Origin of the sequence: Turicibacter sanguinis (genome assembly GCF_013046825.1) — a bacterium.
GTDB lineage: Bacteria > Bacillota_I > Bacilli_A > MOL361 > Turicibacteraceae > Turicibacter > Turicibacter sanguinis.
The window spans coordinates 2,803,955-2,823,497 of sequence record NZ_CP053187.1; the positions used below are offsets into that span (position 1 = coordinate 2,803,955).

Consider the following 19,543-nt stretch of genomic DNA (forward strand, 5'->3'; position numbering starts at 1 on the left):
TAACTCTAGTCTAGAGTTAACGTTTTTTTGATTAATGAATAGGCCCTGCTTTTTTATTCCCATGTTTTGCTTTTCCTTGGATTTCCGGTACAGGTGGCATATCATTTTTAGGATGTTTTTGTTTTTTGTTACTTTCAGTTCCATGTGGTTCACTTGGATCTGGACGTTTCATACCTGCTTTTGCCATATTTATCACCTTTCTTTCATTCTTATTATGAACTGATTTTCGGCGCATATGCTCGCTTCAAATTAAAATTTTTTTGAAAATTTTGCTACCCTCTTACACCCTTTCCATCTCTTCAATCTTGTCGAATTTTAACTTTTTAAAACTCTTTTTATCACGCAACTTGTCCCTTTATTTCGTTAGCGTTATGATAAATTTGAGAGATTAATCTCTGCTAATCTACGATGATTTTTAAGAAGAGGGGAATTGTGTGATGAAAAAAGTGATTTATTCACCAACTAAATACATTCAAGGGCCAAATGAGTTAGCACATATATGTGATTATGCAATGGATTTAGGCATTTCTGGCGCGTATGCCATTGTTGACCCATTTATTTTATCTCATTATGAAGAGACGATTCAAACCAGTTTCAAACGACAACAAATAGCTATTCACCTAGATGCTTTTAATGGGGAATGTAGTAAAACAGAAATTAATCGAATCATTGAAAATGTCAAAAAAGGAAACCTAAATGTGATCATCGGAATTGGAGGGGGAAAAACACTCGATACGGCAAAAGCCGTTGCTTATTTCTCAAATTTACCTGTTATAATTGTTCCAACCATTGCTTCTACTGATGCACCTTGTAGTGCCCTATCTGTTCTTTATACAGATGCAGGTCAATTTGACCGCTATTTATTCTTAAAAACAAATCCGAATGTTGTGATTGTTGACTCACTTGTTATTGCACAGGCTCCATCTCGTTTACTAGTTTCAGGTATGGGAGATGCCTTGGCCACTTATTTTGAAGCTCGTGCTTGTCATCGTTCCAATGCCTTAACGATTGCAGGTGGCACTTGTTCACTTGCAGCCTTAACGTTAGCAAAACTTTGTTATGAAACGTTATTAGTTGATGGTTATCAAGCAAAGTTATCTGCAGATCATCATGTTAATTCTAAAGCACTCGAAAATATCATTGAAGCAAACACTTATTTAAGCGGTGTTGGTTTTGAAAGTGGAGGACTCGCCGGTGCTCACGCGATCCATAATGGTTTAACAGTCTTAAAAGAAAGTCATCACATGTATCATGGTGAAAAAGTAGCCTTTGGGACACTCGTTCAACTCGTGCTAGAAAATGCGCCAAAAGAAGAAATCGATGAAGTGTTAACTTTCTGTCGTCAACTAGGCCTCCCAACCTGCTTAAAAGACCTTGGAATTACAAATCCAACAGAAGATCAACTGATGGCAGTTGCAACAGCAAGCTGTGACCCACAAGATACGATTCATCATATGCCATTTGAAGTCACTCCAATCGATGTCTATAGTGCTATTTTAATTGCAGATCGTCTAGGTGCTCAGTTTGCCTAACAATCATAAAAGGAACTCAGATTTTAACTTGAGTTCCTTTATTTTTTATTCAAAAAATTTAACTAAGTCTTCCTCAACAGATGAAATACCACCAATTTCAAACGTTTGAACTAAAAAGTCCACAATATTGGGTGATAAGAAAGCAGGTAACGTAGGACCTAAATGAATCTTTTTCACACCTAATGATAAAAGAGCTAATAAGACAATGACGGCTTTTTGTTCATACCATGCAATATTATAAACAATCGGTAAGTCATTAATATCTTCAAGTCCAAATGCTTCTTTTAATTTTAGGGCAATGACGGCTAATGAATAAGAATCATTACATTGGCCTGCGTCAAGCACACGAGGAATTCCATTGATTGTTCCAAGATTTAGCTTATTATAGCGATATTTCGCACATCCCGCTGTTAAAATAACAGAATCGTCTGGAAGGGCGCTAGCAAAATCTGTATAATACTGACGCTCTTTATGACGTCCATCACACCCAGCCATGACAACGAAATGCTTAATCTCTCCTTTTTCAACCGCTGAAATAATCTCAGATGCTAACGTCATCACTTGATGATGAGCAAATCCTCCTACAATTTCTCCTTGTTCAATCGCTTTAGGTGCTTCACATGTTTTAGCCAGTTCAATGACTTCACTAAAATCTTTGCGACCATCCACTAAAACCGGAATCACTTTAAATCCAGGATATCCCGTATTTCCCGTTGTAAACACACGATCTTGATAAGTGGCACTTTGACGAGGTGGGACTAAACAGTTCGTTGTAAAAATAATCGGTCCATTAAACGTTTCAAACTCTTTCGTTTGTAAATGCCATGCATTTCCATAATTTGCTTTTAAATGATCATATTTTTTTAATTCAGGATAATAGTGTGCAGGCAACATTTCACTGTGCGTATAAATATCAATTCCTTGATCTTTAGTTTGCTCAAGTAATTGAACTAAATCGTGTAAATCATGTCCGGTGATTAAAATTCCTGGACGTTCTCCAACTCCAATATTAACTTTTGAGATTTCTGGATGGCCAAATGTTGTGGTATTAGCCGTATCAAGTAAAGCCATTCCCTCTACCCCAATACTTCCAAGTTCAAGTGTTAGCGAAACATAATCTTCTAGTGTTAGTGATTCATTAATTAAGGCGGCCATCATTTTGTGCATTCCCATGTATAGTGATGGTTGAACATAGCCTAATTTTTGCGCATGTGATAAATAAGCTGCTAACCCTTTAACTCCAAATAACATCAATTCACGAATTGAACGAATATCTTCATTTTCTGTTTGATGAATGGCCACTTTTAAAGCTTTTTTAATCATCTCTTCTTTAGTTTTAGCAATGAAGTTCATGATATCATGCTTAAGGATGGGTAACTCACGACCAACTAATTGTTCTTTTAATTCCTCACGGTAGGTTAAGCTTTGCAGCGTGCGTGTTACAAATTCTTCTTCCTCAAAATTAGCATTCGTAATCGTTGCAAATAATCCTTCCATGACAAACTCATGAATCTCATCAGATACAGTTTCAACTTCTAAAGCAAGCGTCGATACACCAATTAATGAATAGATAAACGTATCCATTAAAGCTGTTAATTCAGGGGATTTTCCACATACACCAAAGACAGTGCAGCCTATCCCTTTCGAAGCTTCTTGACATTGATTACAAAACATTTCCATCTCTATCACTCCTTCTTCTCAACAAAGCTATTATATAAACCTCTTCAAGAACAAGATGTGAGGTAGGTCACATTTTTAAAGATTTTTTTAAAAAAAAGATGACCAAAGGTCATCTTTAGCTTTCAAGCCACTCTCGATTAACACGCATTTGTTTTTTGGAATACTCACATAATCCTTCTTCTTTTAAAGAGGACAATAATCGACTAAACGTTTCACGACGAATACTTAATAACTCTGCCATTTCCTGCTTTGTTAACGGCATCTCAAATACAATCATCCCGTCTTTTTGAAAAGATTTATGTTTCATAAATAATTGAATCACTTTTTTAAAGCGATCTCTTGCATCAATAAAAACTTGATCAGTCAGTAATTGTTGGACACCTTCTAATCGGCGATTCAAATGACAAAACCATGCACGTGTTGCCTGATGATTCGATAAGATAGCTTTTTCTAGTTCAGGAATCGGAATAGCGACCACCACCGTTTCCTCTAGTGCAACACCAGAAGCAGGATATTGGTGAGGGTCATTAAATAAAACACTTAAAGCCACTAGATTTCCTCTTGAATAAATTGAAAAAATCTTTTCCTGACCTTGAATAGATGTTTTTAGAATTTTTAAAATTCCTGATTTAATATAATAAACAACCGTTGCCGCATCTCCTTGAAAAAATAAGGGTTGTCCTTTCTCTAGTTGAATTTCATAACTTTGTTGTTTTAGCCTTTCAATTGACTCTTGATTAAAAGAGATCAATAACGGATGTTGATACATAGAATCACTTCCTATTTTAAATCTGCAGGATATTGAAGTCCGATTTGACGACGAACCTCATCTAAAACACTCATCACCTGCTTTGAGCGTTCCAATGTATTGACATTGGATTCTTTCTTTTGCTTTAAAATCGTTTGAATAAATTCTTCAAGCTCATACTTCATATCTGCTTCATCATGAGGAATCGCTAACTCCTCAATCTCACCATTTCGATATTTAATTTGAACTTGATGGAATCGATTAATTCGATCAATCATAACCGTTCCATCTTCTCCTTGAATCTCCGACGGTAAATAAGAGTTAGAGATTTTAGAATACATGACACAAGCCTCCATTGTAGGATATTTAAAGATGATACTCCCTTCTCCATCTACACCTGATTCAAGCATATAGGCACTTGCCTTTATCTCACCTGGAAGTCCAAATAAATGAATCATCGGAGCAATCGTATAGACTCCAATATCAAGTAAAGCACCATTTGATAACTCATTTTTAAACGCATTTAAGATTGTCCCGCTTCGATAGGCATCATATCTTGAAGAATATTGACAGAAGCTTGCACTGTATCGACGAATGGTCCCAATTTTATGAAGATGGTCTTTAAGCAGTTGAAAAGTTGGTAACACAGTGGTCTTCATTGCTTCCATTAAAACAACTCCATTTTTAAACGCTGCTTCGCACATGGCTTCAACTTCTTTTAAGTTAGAAGCCAAGGGTTTTTCACATAACACATGTTTTTGATGATTTAAACATAAGATAGCTTGCTTAGCATGATAGGCATTCGGTGAGGCAATATACATCGCATCGACGACATCATCTTTTAAAAGCTGTTCAAGGTTAGTATAAATATGCTCGACACCATACTTCGATGCAAATTCAAGACCTCGCTCTTCTGTTCTAGAATAAATGGCATTCAACTTAAAAGATTCAAGGCTCATCGCTGCTTTTAAGAATTGTTCTGTAATCGTATTCGTTCCAATAATACCAAATCGTATCTGTTGAGTCATTCCATTTCCTCCACCTCTTTAAACTACTATTAGCATACGCAGAAAAAAAACCTCTGTCAAGTTAGAGACAGAGGGTTTAATTTTAAGCTTTATGTTTCACAAAATAGTTGACGATAATAAATGTTATAACGGCTGGTAGCAACCATCCAAATCCTGAAGATTGAAGGGGTAAATAATTCAACGCAGACGTTACGGCTGTTAAATTCATGAAAGAACCAATCGTTGTTAATAAACTAATTGCTAACGTCACATAAACCGTCATGGCTACAGCAAAGTCATGTTTAACCATTTTTCCTAGTAACGTTAAAATAATTAAAACAATGACAATCGGATAAATAATATCTAAAGCTGGCCCTGCTAAAGCTACAATTTGATCAACATCATTGGTTGCCATAAAAAGACTAATCACAGTTAAAATAATGGCATTCACTGCGTATGGAATTTTTCCCTTAAATAATTTGGTGAAAAACTCTGCACTTGCCGTTAGTAAGGCAATCGCCGTTGTTAAACAAGCGACTGTTGTACAAATACTTAAAAAAATCGTCCCAAGCGAACCAAAGACCGCTTTGGCAATATACATAACAAGTTGTGTACGAGTAAAACTTACATCAACAAGCGAAGAAGTTTGGGCTCCTAACATCATTAACCCACCATAAATAATCGCCAATCCACCAATTGCAATTAAACCTGACATTAAAATAATTTTAGAAACACTCTTATGGTCTTTATAGCCTTTATCATGGACAGATGAAATAATAATCGTTGCAAAAATAACAGCCGCAATAGCATCCATCGTTTGATAACCTTCTTTAAAAGACGTTGTGAAAACTTGTGAAACATCCAGTGTTGCTACTTCACCAATTGGAAATAACATCCCCTTTGTAATGATCGCAATTAAGACAAATAATAGAATAGGAGTTAAGACTTTCCCAATCGCATCTACAATTCGTGTGGGTTTTAAGACAAAGAATAACGCAATAGCAAAATAAATAATCGTTGTTAACCACTGTGTTGCATTAGGTAATAACGTCACAATCCCTAATTCAAACGTCGTTGAGGCAGTACGAGGAATTGCAATAATCGGTCCAATCGCTAAAATTAAAATAATCGTCGCAACGGTAGCGAACGGTTTAGAAACGCGAGAAGCCATCACTTCAAATGATCCTCCTGCGCGTGAACACGCTAAAATTCCAAGTAAAGGTAACCCAATTCCGGTAATTAAAAACCCTAGTAAAGCTGGAATCACTTGATCTCCAACTGTGTTTCCTAAAAAGGGTGGGAATATTAAATTCCCTGCGCCAAAGAACATGGCAAACAAGGCAAACCCAATCACTAATGCATCTTTAAATTGTTTACTCTTCATTAATATCCTCCTTGATGTCTATAATTCTAGCTGTTTTCTCCATTAACGACACATGGTAATATACCGAACAAACTTCCCTTTAACCGCTTCACATTGTTCAATGACTTCAAACCCAGCAGCTTTTAATTGCTCATCCATTTTAACTTGTGTCACAATAATAAGTTCATCAGCAATACGACGTGCATTCTCAATAATCATTTGCTGAATCTCTGGCGAAATCGGATTAAAATGTCCATATGGAAGGTCAATAATCGCCGTATCATAATGAGTTTTTATCTCTTGAATATCTCCAATTTGAATCACATTCTCATATCCGTAGTGTTTTAAATTTTCTTCTGCTTTCCAAGCTACTTTAGGATTTAACTCATTTCCAATGATATTTCCTCCTACTGTGAGTACCTCAAGGACAACAGTTCCGGCACCACAACATGGATCAATTATTTTTTTATCAAATTGATGACCCACCGCTAAGTTAGCAACAGAGCGTGAAACACGAACACTTAATGAAAAGGAGTAAGAATGAGGCTTATTCTCATGCTTCACCCACTCATTACAATTGGGTTCAAGTGTGCCAAAATACCATTTGCCATTTAACTCCGTCAATCCTAGCAATTGTTTCGGTTCATACATATCAGCTTCGCCACCAATTAATGAACCAATCGCATAAAGACGTTTTAATCGCTCTTTATATTCAAGTGATTGATCTTTAAATCGCATAAATAATAATTTAAATGTTTCAAAACTCATCGGTTGCTTTAAAACCATTTCATGTAATGATTCAAAGGAATCAGCTTGGTAATAAATCGTCAGTCGTTCCTTAATAAAAACACTACGTGATGGATCAATCTCAATATCAGATAAAATCCATTTGTCTTCAAACGATTGATTTAATAAAATCTTCATTTCAAGTCGACAAAGGCTTTCTTCACCTTCAGCGTAATTAATGACATATAAATAACCTTTAATCGGTAACTGTTCGATCATGATTTCGTCGTCCTCTTCTATTTTAGTTTCATTACAAAAAACACTAGTCTTCATTATAATTGAAAAAATGACATTTTTCAACATCATCTATCTCAAGTTCACAATGTATAGTAAAATAAATATTAGAATACATCAAGGAGGCACACTTTTTAAATGATTAGATTATTATTACTTGCACTATTATGGCTCACTGGATGCCAAGCTAAACAAACACTTACTATTGATTCAACTCTATCCATTTTCAAAACGCAAGCCAATTTAGAAGAAACAATGAAACAAGAATTTAACGAAACTACCTATTCAATTGATTCTCCCTATCTCGTCCATGACCCCTACCAAAATTCTCCCCTTTCTTATCTCGTCATGTTTGAAACAGAAGAACCCTCAATGATTAAATATCAAGTCCTTGGACATACCGAACAAGCAACCTTAAGTTATGAAACCAACAGTTATGAAACGACACACCAGTTAACGTTAATCGGATTATATCCAAATGAATCAAACACCATTTTATTGAGTGCGACCAATGAAGCGGGACAAACGATTTCACATGAGATGCAAATTCAAACTCCGCCACTTCCAAGTGATAGCCTACAGGTGACACTTAATCAGTCAACTCCCTTGACGCATACAACTCGATTATTTTTAGCAACCGATGATACATATAAATATCTCATCGACGAGTATGGAGATATCCGTTTCATTCAAAATTCTACATCGGGTTCTATTACTTCGCTCCCAAATGGAAATTTATTAACTTATCACGGGCCTTATTATTTTTACTATCAACAACAACTAGAAGAAATTTCTTATTTAGGACAAGTTCAAAAACAACTATATATTCCCGGTTCTGGACATCATTCTCTAACCTTGACCCCAGATGGCAATTACATTATTAACTCAAGCGATAAAACAGATGAACGATATACAGAAGACCATCTTTATATCCTCGATGCTCAAACTGGAATTCCCCTTCAAACCATCAATTTAAGAGACTATCTTGATATTAATCGCTTTAAAGACACACTACCTGAATCCGTTAAAGGTGACTTAGATGACTGGTTTCATTTAAATTATGCGATGATAGATGAGAGTGACGAAACAGTCATCGCTTCTGGACGTTCTCAAAGTATGGTTGTAAAACTTGATCCAACCACTAAACAACTAAAATGGATATTAGGTGCACCTGATGAGGTTAATGAACAACTTAAACCGTATTTATTAACCCCAATTGGTGAAAACTTCACCTGGTTTTTCGCCCAACATTCTTCAAAAGTTCTAGAAGATCTTGATCAAAATCCAGATACAGTAGATTTAATTTTGTTTGATAATCATGTCGATATTGGCGTATTTCCAAGGGAATCTTACCCAGATTTGAATCAATACAGTCGAGCAGTTCACTATCGAATTAATGAACGCGAGATGACTGTCGAACAAATTTGGTCGTTTGGAGAAAATTTATCTCCAGCCCTAACCTCAACCATCATTAGTGAAGTCGATTACTTGCCAAAGACGAAGTCGATGCTTGTGTTATATGGCTTCATTCAACTTAATCAATCAATGGGTGGAAAGTTATTTGAAGTCAGTGCCACGGATTCGAATGATATTCTCATGGAGATGACCTTCAACAAAGAAGGTATCAATCACATTTACGCCATTGACACCTTAACCTTTGATGAATTAAATTTAAATTATTCTTTCACGAATTCTAATGCAACGTCACTTGCTAAAGAAAATTTAATGTCCTTTAAAGAACCTCTTAATCTAGATAATCCCACTCAAACAAAATCTTATGATTCTTCATTTTTATCGACGATTGAGTTAGTCGATGATGTTTTATATTTAGATGGCTACATCGAAAAAGCTCAAATCACCGATTCATTTGCGCTCGTCTTAACTAATGAATCTCATGAATCTTTTACCTATTCAATTCACAGTGCGGATTGCTATGCTGTCAAAACTATTGACGAACTTCCAACCGGTCTTCAAAATCGTCTTAAAAAAGCTGTAAAGAAGCAGACACTAGTTCAGTTTATTGATCGTACGGATCTTTCTAATCTTGAAAAAGGAACTTATCGTTTGTCATTCTATTTAAAATCAAATGACGCTTTAGTGTTGTATGAAACAGACTATAGCCTTAAATTACATTAAAAAGGATGCCTCGTTATTGAGGCATCCTTTTGACTATGATTTGATTAATTTAGAATTGGTTTTGGTTAAATTCCTTGAATCTTTTTTAGAACTAAAGACTATTTTTAACAAAATCGGTGTCACAATCGTTGTGATAACCACTACCACGACAATCGGTCCAAAATTCACGGCACTCATTAATCCAAGTGCTGCCCCCTTACTAGCCACAATTAAAGCAACCTCTCCACGGGAAACCATTCCAACGCCAACTTGAAGAGATTCTTTCGTTGAATAATGACACAGTTTAGCTCCAAGCCCACAGCCAATTATTTTTGAAATAATCGCAATCACCACCAAAACAACGGTAAATAAAAGCAAAGTCTGGTTCATCCCACTCAAATCTACTTGGATTCCGATACTTGCAAAGAAGATGGGTGAAAGCAACATATAAGAAATTGTTTCAAATCTTGACGTAATATAATGAACACATGACGTATTTGATAAAATTAAGCCTGCAATAAAGGCTCCCGTAATATCAGCGACCCCAAACCACTCTTCCGCTAAAAAGGCAAGAATTAAACAAAAAACAAATGAAATGACGACAAATCGTCTCATATCTCGGTTGTATCGTTGAACCCAATAAATGAAAAATTTATAGAAAAGCATTCCAGCTAAAATGGCAAATACAAAAAATAAGATGACTTTTCCAAGAACTAACACAATATTAACAGAAGAATCTGCGCAACTTGTAATAAGGGTTAGTGCTACAATTCCTAAAATATCATCGATGATTGCGGCTCCTAGTATCGCATTCCCAGCTCGTGTATTTAACTTTCCTAACTCCTTCAACGTTTCAACTGTAATACTCACGGATGTAGCCGTTAAAATAATACCGATAAAAATATTTTGTAAAGTATGACTAACACCCTCTGCTGTTGATGTCTGATTGAAAAATGAAGCGGTGATAAATCCAAATAACAATGGAACTAACACCCCAAAAACTGCAATCACAAATGAAGCTTTCCCTGTTTTTTTCAATTCTTGTAAATCAGTCTCAAGGCCTGCCGTAAACATTAAGACAATCACGCCAAGTTCAGCAATTTGTTTAATAAAGTCTGTCTCATGCAATACATTTAACATGGCTGGTCCAAGAACCAATCCCGCTAACAAGGCTCCTACAACCTGAGGCATGGAAAACTTCTTCGTCACTAATCCTAATCCTTTCGTACTTAATAGAATTAACGCAATATCAAACAAATAATTATAAGACAACATAACCTCATCTCCATTTTTAATATTCCCCTAATTTAGTGATTAACCAAGGTAATATAGCACGTTACCTTCGCACAGTCACACACCTTTTGTCGAAAAAAATACACTCATTAAAATGTTTACGTTTTATTTTTGAAGAATCAAAAAACACTCCGCTTTGGAGTGTTTTCTCATTATAACTTATGAATTTGTTTATAAGTCTCTAAAATATATGAATCCAATTCCTTTAAGACAGCTAAACTCTTAAAGGTCACACGGCTTGTATAAGACTCACTTTTTGATGGTGCTTCAAAATCAAGTCCGAGTCCTTCTACCTCTTCTTGTGATAAGTGAGTTAAAATATACTGCTTACGCCCCGTTAATTTGCATCGAAGCAACACCTTTTTATTCGTATAAATTGTAAAATAATTTCCCACCATTTTAACTGTTAACTCGTCCATTAAATCATACTCCGTTTTAATCATCTGAGTGACAGTCAATAAAATTTCATCTTCAATAGAAATCGGCTCTACAGAACCCGACACAACCTCATTTTCGTGTTCAAGCGGTGACCCTTCTTCGCTTACCTCAACTTCTGTTAAGTCAGTGATTTCTTCGCTTACCTCAACTTCTGTTAAGTCAGTGATTTCTTCTGTTACCTCAACTTCTGTTAAGTCAGTGATTTCTTCTGTTACCTCAACTTCTGTTAAGTCAGTGATTTCCTCTGTTGCCTCAACTTCTGTTAAGTCAGTGATTTCCTCTGTTGCCTCAACTTCTGTTAAGTCAGTGATTTCCTCTGTTGCCTCAACTTCATCTTTTGCTAACTCTGAGAAATCTTCAGGAGCTATTGCTTCAATCGATTCTTCATCTGAAACGAAACTATCCATTACCTCTTCAACTGAAGAGACACTCTCTTGAATACTGTCATCTAGATCATGAAAACCTTTTTCTTCTGAGAAATCTCTTTCAGGATCTATCATGGGAACCGTATTAACATATAGAGATTTAAATTCATCCATTTTAGCTAGACACCAACGAATTCCAATCACAGCAATAAAACAGAAAACTAAACATGTGGTACTTATTTTAACCGATGGTAAATTAAAAAAGAAAATAACAACACTAAGAACTAATAAGCCAATAAATAATGCAGCTCCTTTTCGATATAGCATATATTTTTGACTCCATTTATCTACTTCGCTTAACAACTTTAACACCTCAAACTTTCGGGCCATTCCTTACAACTATACCTTATTTTATCAAATTTTCCTATATGATGTTATATAAAATTCGACATTTTTGCACATTTTTTTGCATCAAATCTCAAAAAATTTATGAGTTTAAAATGAATTATTAAATAAAAGAGCTAACTTTTAAATGTTAGCTCCTCTTGTTATAATCCAATTAAAATTCCGACTAAAGCTCCCGCTACAATAAAAATAATTGGATGTTTATTGATTTTATTCGTCACAACATATAAGACTATAAATAAAATAAGTGCCTTTAGATTAAACAAATTAAAAATAGATTTAGTCTGATTAAAGGTATCAAGTGATAAAACTGAAATTTTAAAAACAGCAAATCCAGCAACCGCAATTAAACCTGTAACAGCCGGTCTTAAGGCATAAAAGACAGCCTGAACAGCCTGACTCTCTTTAAATTTATTTAAAACATGTGCCACAATGATAATAATAATAACCGATGGTGTAACCAACCCTACTGTTGCAAGGATACCACCTAATATTCCAGCGGCATTAAACCCTGCATAAGTTGCCATATTAATTCCAATAGGTCCAGGTGTTGATTGAGAGACCGCAATCATATTTCCAAGCATTGCTTCATCAAACCATGTGTATTTTCCCGCTAATTCATATAAAAAGGGTAAAGTGGCTAACCCTCCACCAACAGCAAATAACCCAATCTTAAAAAATTCAAAAAATAAAATAACATATGTCATTATGCTTTTTCACCTCTTCCACCTTTAACAACTAATCCTACAATAGCAGCTAAAATCACAATAAATACCGGAGAAATGTTGATGATAAGACCTAAAGAACCTAAAACTCCGATTAAAATCGTGATTATCACAATACTTAAACAAACTTTATCAATCACAGAACCTTTCCATAACTTGATTACAGCATTTAATACCAGAACGCAAACCGTTACACGTATTCCATTAAATGCATGCTGTACGATTTCAAACTCAGCGAAAGACTGTAAAAACGCGGCCAAAATCATAATAATCACTAATGATGGAAAAACAACGCCTGCTGTCGCAACAATTGCACCTAAAACTCCATGATGTTTATAACCGATAAAAGTGGCTGTATTAACCGCAATAACGCCTGGAGTACATTGCCCTACTGCATAGTAATCCATGACTTCCTCTTCGGTTGCCCATTTTTTTGTTTCGACAACCTCTTTTTGTAACATGGGTAACATCGCGTACCCACCACCAAAGGTTAATCCTCCAATTCGACAAAAAGTCCAAAACAAATCTAAATAATCGTGCATGTCTTAACCTCCAAAATCTTGTCATTCTTAACTATTATATCTCAAAATTTCCATATTAAAAGAAAATACTGTTTTCAAATAAAAAAATCTCTATTCTTTGAATAGAGATTTTTTTATTTGAAAATTAAGCATTACGATCCATGAAAGGAACAATTTGTTTTTTACGTGAAACAACACCTGCTAATAAAGCTGTGTTATCGACTAATTCAACATTAAATGCTTTTTCAACGATATCTGTACGATCTCCTAATGTGATAACTTGTGAGTTACTATTTAAGATATCCGTGATAACTGCCACAAATAGATTTAATCCTTTTTGTGCAATAATTGCTTTCATTTGTTCTTCTAACTCTGCTTTACGAGTCATCATATCCTCGATACTAACTGTGTTAATTTGAGCAATCTCAACAGTAGATGTTCCCATTGGGAAGACTTTTGAGTCGATTCCTAATAATTGTTCAGCAGAGTAATCAGATAAATCTGTTCCAGCTTTTAACATTTCAAGTCCATAAACTTCAACATCAAGTCCTGCAATTTCTGCTAACTCACGGCATGCTTTTTCATCTTCTGGAGTACATGTTGGTGATTTGAATAATAATGAATCTGAGATAATCGCACTTGCCATTAATCCAGCCATTGTTGGTTCAATTTCAATTCCATTTTCTTTATACATTTTATAAAGAATTGTTCCCGTACATCCAACAGGTTCCGCACGATAGAATAAAGGTTCAGATGTTTGGAAGTTTGCTAAACGGTGATGATCCACTACCATTTTAATGCGAGCTTTTTCGATTCCATCTGCACTTTGATTAAATTCATTATGGTCCACTAAAATGACTTCGTCATTTTCAGTTACAGCATCAATTAATTTTGGTGCTTCAATTTGGAAGTGATTTAAAATATATTGAGTTTCCTTGTTCACGTCACCTAAACGACAAGCCATTACGTCATGTCCTAATTTTGTTTGTAAGTCTGTCATGACTAAAGTAGATGTAATTGAATCTGTATCTGGGTTTTTATGTCCGAATACTAATGTAGCCATTGATTCATTCCTCCTTCTGCATTTTCACTTCTCTTATTTTACACTAAAACCGTCAAAAACTCATCGCCTTTTACACTAAATTCGTAACTTTTCAATTATATTTTATCAAATTCAGACTAGACTAAAAGTATTGAGGATTCATCTTCATCAAAAAAGGAGGACTAGTTTTGAAAACAACATGGGATTTAACCGCACTATACGAGTCATTTGAAAGTGAGAATTTTTTAAATGACCTCAAAAAAGTTGATGAATTAACCCAATCCTATAATCATTTTGCCAATCAAATTTCAAATTCAACACAAGAGACTAAAACGTTACTACTTCAATATTTAAATTTTCAACAGGAGCTTAACGACTTATTTGGCCGTCTTTTTTCTTATTGCTCGCTCACTTTAAGTACTGATACAACGAATAAATCAGCTTTAAAATATTCTGATGTGCTCAATGAAAAATCAAGCTCCCTTGCGAAAAGTGATACGGTTCTTAATCATTGGATTGGCAATTTAAAAGATCTTGATACTTTACTTAAAACCGATGCTAATCTTGAAGCCCACACCTTTTTCTTTAAAGAATTACAACGCTTCAGTCACTATTTATTAAGTGATAACGAAGAATCTATTATTGCGAAAATGCAAAATACAGGATCAATTGCGTGGGCTAAGCTAAAAGATACCATTACCTCGCAGCTCATAGTTGAGGTTGAATTAAATGGCGAAGTCAAATCAATGCCATTAGCCATGGCAAGAAATCTGGCTCATGACCCTAGTGCCGAAGTCCGAAAAAGTGCTTATGAATGCGAGTTAAAAGCCTATGAAAAAGTAGAAGATTCATTAGCGGCTTGTCTGAGTAACATTAAAGGAGAAGTCATTACAACTGCTACCTTACGAGGATATGAATCCCCTCTTGATGAGACGTTAATAAAATCAAGAATGACTCGCCAAACACTAGATGCCATGCTTGAAGCCATCGAGGAAAGTTTACCTAAATTCCGAGAATTTCTTCGCCTCAAGGCCTCTTTACTTGGACATAAAGGTGGATTACCTTTTTACGATTTATTCGCTCCCGTTTGTGACCAACCTCAAACCTTTGACTACGAAAGAGGAACTGAATTTGTATTAAAACAATTTAGCACGTTCTCTGATACATTAGCCAATTATGCCAAAAAAGCGATTGATGAAGCCTGGATTGATGTTTATCCAAAACAAGGAAAAGTTGGCGGTGCTTTTTGTTCAAATCTTCATTGGATTAAGCAAAGTCGTTTCTTATTAAATTATGGAGATCAATTTAGTGACGTTGTGACGCTTGCTCACGAACTTGGACATGGATTTCACGGCGAATGCTTAACAAAAGAAAGTAGCTTAAATTCAAGTTACCCTATGCCTGTGGCTGAAACAGCTTCAACGTTCTGTGAAACCATTATCAAAAAAGCTGCGATTAAAAATGGAACAGATGATGAAATTTTTAGAATTTTAGAAACTGAATTAACGGACTCAACTCAAATTATTGTCGATATCTATAGTCGATATTTATTTGAAACTGAATTATTTAAAGAACGAGCACAAGGTTCTATTAGTTCAAAAGAATTACAAGACATGATGATTAAAGCACAAAAAGAAGCCTATGGAAATGGCCTCGATTTTGAATCTCTTCATCCTTATATGTGGGCATGCAAACCTCATTATTATGATGCTTCAGCGAATTTCTATAATTTCCCTTATGCGTTTGGTTTACTATTTGCTAAAGGTTTATACGCTAAATATCAAGAAGTTGGAAGTGAGTTTGTAAAATCTTATGAACAGCTTTTATCTATTACTGGTAAAAATTCAGCCGAAGAGATTGCCAGAACCGTAGACATCGATTTAACGAAAAAAGAATTTTGGCAAACCTCTTTAAAACTTATTACAGATGACATTCAAACATTTAAAGAGCTTGCCAAAAAGAAATATCCCACTCTATTATAATTAAGCCGAAGCCCTATTTTTTATAGGGCCTTTTAATTTGTTAATTTTTGGAATAGACTACTTGATTTTTAAACCTCAATGACTGATAATGAATGGGTTATTTGATTTAGTTTTAAAAGGAGAATTCTAATGAGAAGTTATGAGTTTTACAAGTGGAGAATTTGGATTATTTTAGCCTTTTCTTTTGTTCTATCTCTGTTTCATCGAGGTGCAATGGGGGTTATCTCACCTTATTTAAGCTATGATCTAAATGCAACCGCATCGGAAATTAGCCAAATCGCATCGGTTACGTTCTACACTTATGCCCTCATGCAAATTCCTGCTGGCCTGTTACTGGATTACTACGGTTATCGTAAAGTAAGCGGCATCGGAATCTTCATAACAGGAATAGGATCCATCTTATTAGGATTGACGCCTTATTTATCCTTAGCCTTTTTAGGTCGCCTACTAATCGGACTTGGAACCTCTGTTATTTTTATCTCTGTTTTAAAAGCACAATCCATTTGGTTTTCAAAAAACGACTTTGTCAAAGTATCAGGATTCCTTTCTTTCATTGGCAATGCTGGTGGATTATCCGCTACCTTTCCGCTTTCGATATTAATTGGTTTGATAGGATGGCGATTTTCTATGATTGGGACAGGAATTTTATGCCTCATGATTTCCATTCTAATCTACTTCTTTGTTTCTAATTCCCCAACCAATTACGGATATGCACCACTAGTTTCACAGCCAGGACAAACCAAACTGGAACTTAAGGAGGCGATTTTATCAACTTTTAAAAATAAAGCGATTTGGCGTAACTTTTTCTCATTATTTACACTGGTTGGATGTACCACTGCTTTAAGTGGTGTTTGGGGAATTAATTATTTAACAACCGTCTATCACATTAATTCAACTCACGCTTCCTTTTATATTTCCTTTATTTTACTAGGTCTGATCATAGGCTCTCTTTTTATTTCTAAATTGTTAATATTATTTAAAGGAAATATCCCAGTTTGTCAACGTTTCTGTTGTCTGGGAATCTCGCTCATTTGGTTTTATTTTTTATTTTGGGTAAATGGTAACCCGCCTCTTTGGATTCTTCCTTTTTTATTTTTTTCAATGGGATTTTTGGCGACCTCTCACATCTTATCCTTTACCGATATTACCTCTTATTGCGATTCAAAACATAGTGGTTTAGCCAGTAGCGTCATCAATGCTGGTGAATTTATTGCTAGTTCCCTTGTGACACAATTTATTGGGTTCACACTAGACTTTAACTTTAATGGAAGTATCGTTAATAATATTCGTCATTATAGCGCTGAACAATTTAAATTAAGTTTTAATATCTTTTTTATTATTTCCTTAATGGGGATCTTAACGAGTTTTATCGGTTATAAAAAAGGGGGAAAACTAAGTCTCTTCTTAAAATTCAAACATAAAAAAGTCGTCTAGAATTAGACGACTTTTTTTATATATTTGTTTCTAACCAGTTATAGATATCTTCATAAACTTCTAACTTATTTTTTTCATTTAAGATTTCATGAAGCATCTGTGGATATAATTTTATCTGAACATTGATTAGCTGTGCTTTTTGCATTGCATGAAATGCTTTTTTTACCATTTTACCTTCTTCACCTACAGGATCATCCTCACCCGAGATAAATAAAACAGGTAAATCATGTGGCATTTTTTCAATGTTTTTATCATCTGTTATATACAATAATCCCGTAAATAAATCATAAAATCCGGCATTGGTAAAAATAAATCCGCAACTCGAATCGGCGACGAATTCACGTACGACTTCTTCATCATAACAAATCCAGTCACTAGCCGTTTTAGCATTGGGAAGATTACGATTAAATGTTCCATAAGATAACTGATTAATTAATTTATTTCGATGTTTAGATCCTTGGTATCGTTTTGCTAGGCGTGATACAAATTGGCCTATCTTAAGCAAAAATTTCGGATTATGTGCCGTCCCAGATAAAATCAATCCATTAATCGTTTCACCATAATCAATCGCATAATGTCTTGCGAGAAAAGATCCCATACTATGTCCAAGCATGACAATTGGCAATTCTGGATTGTGAGCATGAATTAAATCGTTAATACTCTTTAAGTCATCCACCATCATCTGCCATCCATCTTCCTCTCCAAAGTAACCATAGTCCTCTGGTGATGAAACAGATTTACCATGACCTCGATGATCATTCGCATAAACGATGTATCCTTTATCTGTTAAATAATTAATAAATGCTTCATAACGACCGGCGTGTTCGCATGAGCCATGTACGAGTTGAATCACTCCACGTGTTCGAATATCTGCATGTGGTTCATAAATATAGAGTTCTATATCCTGACCATCTACCATTTGAACTTTCAAGAAATGTGGCCCCTTTCATCTTTCATATCTATACTGTACCATATTTCTTGACGTATTCCAACTACTTAAGACGTTCATAATAGATGAATCAATTGTTTTATACCCTTTTCATACACTTTATTTAAAAAATTGATGATCTCCCACCACAATTTCATATGGATTAAAACGTTGTCCTTTAAACGTTAAATAGGTTTCAATCACACCAAAATCATCAACTGTTGCAATTCCAATTATGCGTTGCGAAGCCACTAAATCGTAAGTTCCATTCCCTAGTGGAGTAATGATCGGTGCCAATCCCCCGAGCGGTAATACCTCGCCTTTAATCGTTCCCTTAACGCTTCCATCCGGATTGTAGTACTTAGATAATAATTGTAAATCTTTTTTAGATACATCCAATCTAAACGTTTGATTAAACCCATTGGTTAATTCGATTTTAAATCCGTCTTGGAACGTCACTTGCCATTGAGTTTCTTCATTAAATTTTTCATAATCAAACAATTGAATAGGCGTTTTTTCTCTAAAACTATATAAATAATAATAGTTAATATTGCCACTTCCACCAGAACTAACCGATACATAGACATCCTCAATAAAATCTTGATTAAAATCCCCGACAAAAAGCATTCCCCCATATCCTCCTTTTAATGGTAAAACTTGTGTGATTGTTTCATTCGTAATCCCATCTACAATAAAAAGTGTCAAATCCTCTTGATAAATCGCATCTGGACTTGATTTACTTCCTGCTAAATAAATAAAATCATCAACTTGATCACCTGTTACATCTCCAAGCTTCATATCGAAGATATAGGGGGTCTGTACTTCTATATACGCCTCAATAGCTGGAGGAGTCATCGTATCCATAAACATCCAAATCTTCTCCTTTCATCATTTATACGGTTAGTATGAGTTAGAATCGGGAATTTATGAGCAAGGATGAATATA

Annotated in this window: 17 protein-coding genes; 4 read left to right on the forward strand and 13 right to left on the reverse strand. The window is 35.0% G+C overall.

The annotated features are described in order from the left end of the window. Nucleotides 1-31: 31 nt before the first annotated feature. Nucleotides 32-187, reverse strand: a complete 156-nt coding sequence (locus HLK68_RS13590; protein ID WP_006784928.1) for a hypothetical protein — start codon at nt 185-187, stop codon at nt 32-34. A 250-nt stretch (nt 188-437) separates the two neighbouring features. Between HLK68_RS13590 and HLK68_RS13595 the strand changes: the two genes are divergently transcribed. Then, nucleotides 438-1,532: a glycerol dehydrogenase gene (locus tag HLK68_RS13595; protein ID WP_006784927.1), complete on the forward strand. Its 1,095-nt coding sequence runs from the start codon at nt 438-440 to the stop codon at nt 1,530-1,532. Between the two features lie 45 nt (nt 1,533-1,577). Here HLK68_RS13595 and hcp read toward each other — a convergent pair whose 3' ends face one another. The 5 genes from hcp to HLK68_RS13620 all read right to left on the reverse strand — a co-directional run bounded on the left by hcp (nt 1,578) and on the right by HLK68_RS13620 (nt 7,335). Further along, nucleotides 1,578-3,212 carry a hydroxylamine reductase gene (hcp, locus tag HLK68_RS13600; RefSeq protein ID WP_006784926.1) on the reverse strand — a complete coding sequence of 545 codons (1,635 nt, stop codon included), beginning with the start codon at nt 3,210-3,212 and terminating at the stop codon, nt 1,578-1,580. 115 nt (nt 3,213-3,327) lie between these two features. Further along, on the reverse strand, nt 3,328-3,981 hold the full coding sequence (locus tag HLK68_RS13605) for a Crp/Fnr family transcriptional regulator (RefSeq protein WP_006784925.1): 654 nt from the start codon (nt 3,979-3,981) through the stop codon (nt 3,328-3,330). 11 nt (nt 3,982-3,992) lie between these two features. Continuing rightward, a complete protein-coding gene (locus HLK68_RS13610; protein ID WP_006784924.1) occupies nt 3,993-4,988 on the reverse strand; it encodes a Gfo/Idh/MocA family protein in 996 nt (331 codons plus the stop codon). 82 nt (nt 4,989-5,070) lie between these two features. Beyond that, complete coding sequence (brnQ, locus tag HLK68_RS13615) at nt 5,071-6,351, reverse strand: branched-chain amino acid transport system II carrier protein (protein WP_006784923.1); 1,281 nt, start codon at nt 6,349-6,351, stop codon at nt 5,071-5,073. A gap of 42 nt (nt 6,352-6,393) precedes the next feature. Beyond that, the gene (locus HLK68_RS13620) at nt 6,394-7,335 is read right to left on the reverse strand and encodes a TRM11 family SAM-dependent methyltransferase (RefSeq protein WP_006784922.1); all 942 of its coding nucleotides are present in this window, start codon (nt 7,333-7,335) and stop codon (nt 6,394-6,396) included. A 153-nt stretch (nt 7,336-7,488) separates the two neighbouring features. Between HLK68_RS13620 and HLK68_RS13625 the strand changes: the two genes are divergently transcribed. After that, on the forward strand, nt 7,489-9,486 hold the full coding sequence (locus HLK68_RS13625) for an aryl-sulfate sulfotransferase (RefSeq protein WP_006784921.1): 1,998 nt from the start codon (nt 7,489-7,491) through the stop codon (nt 9,484-9,486). A 33-nt stretch (nt 9,487-9,519) separates the two neighbouring features. Here HLK68_RS13625 and HLK68_RS13630 read toward each other — a convergent pair whose 3' ends face one another. The 5 genes from HLK68_RS13630 to HLK68_RS13650 form a co-directional block, all read right to left on the reverse strand. After that, nucleotides 9,520-10,740 carry a cation:proton antiporter gene (locus tag HLK68_RS13630; RefSeq protein ID WP_039930851.1) on the reverse strand — a complete coding sequence of 407 codons (1,221 nt, stop codon included), beginning with the start codon at nt 10,738-10,740 and terminating at the stop codon, nt 9,520-9,522. 170 nt (nt 10,741-10,910) lie between these two features. Further along, nucleotides 10,911-11,951: a hypothetical protein gene (locus HLK68_RS13635; RefSeq protein ID WP_238843602.1), complete on the reverse strand. Its 1,041-nt coding sequence runs from the start codon at nt 11,949-11,951 to the stop codon at nt 10,911-10,913. A 158-nt stretch (nt 11,952-12,109) separates the two neighbouring features. Beyond that, nucleotides 12,110-12,673, reverse strand: a complete 564-nt coding sequence (locus HLK68_RS13640) for a chromate transporter (protein ID WP_006784918.1) — start codon at nt 12,671-12,673, stop codon at nt 12,110-12,112. Beyond that, a complete protein-coding gene (locus tag HLK68_RS13645) occupies nt 12,673-13,233 on the reverse strand; it encodes a chromate transporter (RefSeq protein WP_006784917.1) in 561 nt (186 codons plus the stop codon). The genes HLK68_RS13640 and HLK68_RS13645 overlap by 1 nt, the downstream gene beginning before the upstream one ends. Before the next feature lie 124 nt (nt 13,234-13,357). Then, entirely contained in the window at nt 13,358-14,275 is a 918-nt protein-coding gene (locus HLK68_RS13650; protein ID WP_006783757.1) for a manganese-dependent inorganic pyrophosphatase, read from the reverse strand. Between the two features lie 167 nt (nt 14,276-14,442). Between HLK68_RS13650 and HLK68_RS13655 the strand changes: the two genes are divergently transcribed. Then, entirely contained in the window at nt 14,443-16,236 is a 1,794-nt protein-coding gene (locus HLK68_RS13655) for a M3 family oligoendopeptidase (RefSeq protein WP_006783758.1), read from the forward strand. Between the two features lie 129 nt (nt 16,237-16,365). After that, entirely contained in the window at nt 16,366-17,670 is a 1,305-nt protein-coding gene (locus tag HLK68_RS13660) for an MFS transporter (RefSeq protein WP_055163668.1), read from the forward strand. Between the two features lie 16 nt (nt 17,671-17,686). Here the strand turns inward: HLK68_RS13660 and HLK68_RS13665 are convergent, their stop codons facing one another. Then, nucleotides 17,687-18,601: an alpha/beta hydrolase gene (locus HLK68_RS13665; protein WP_055163665.1), complete on the reverse strand. Its 915-nt coding sequence runs from the start codon at nt 18,599-18,601 to the stop codon at nt 17,687-17,689. A 117-nt stretch (nt 18,602-18,718) separates the two neighbouring features. Beyond that, complete coding sequence (locus HLK68_RS13670; RefSeq protein ID WP_006783761.1) at nt 18,719-19,468, reverse strand: hypothetical protein; 750 nt, start codon at nt 19,466-19,468, stop codon at nt 18,719-18,721. Nucleotides 19,469-19,543: the final 75 nt, after the last annotated feature.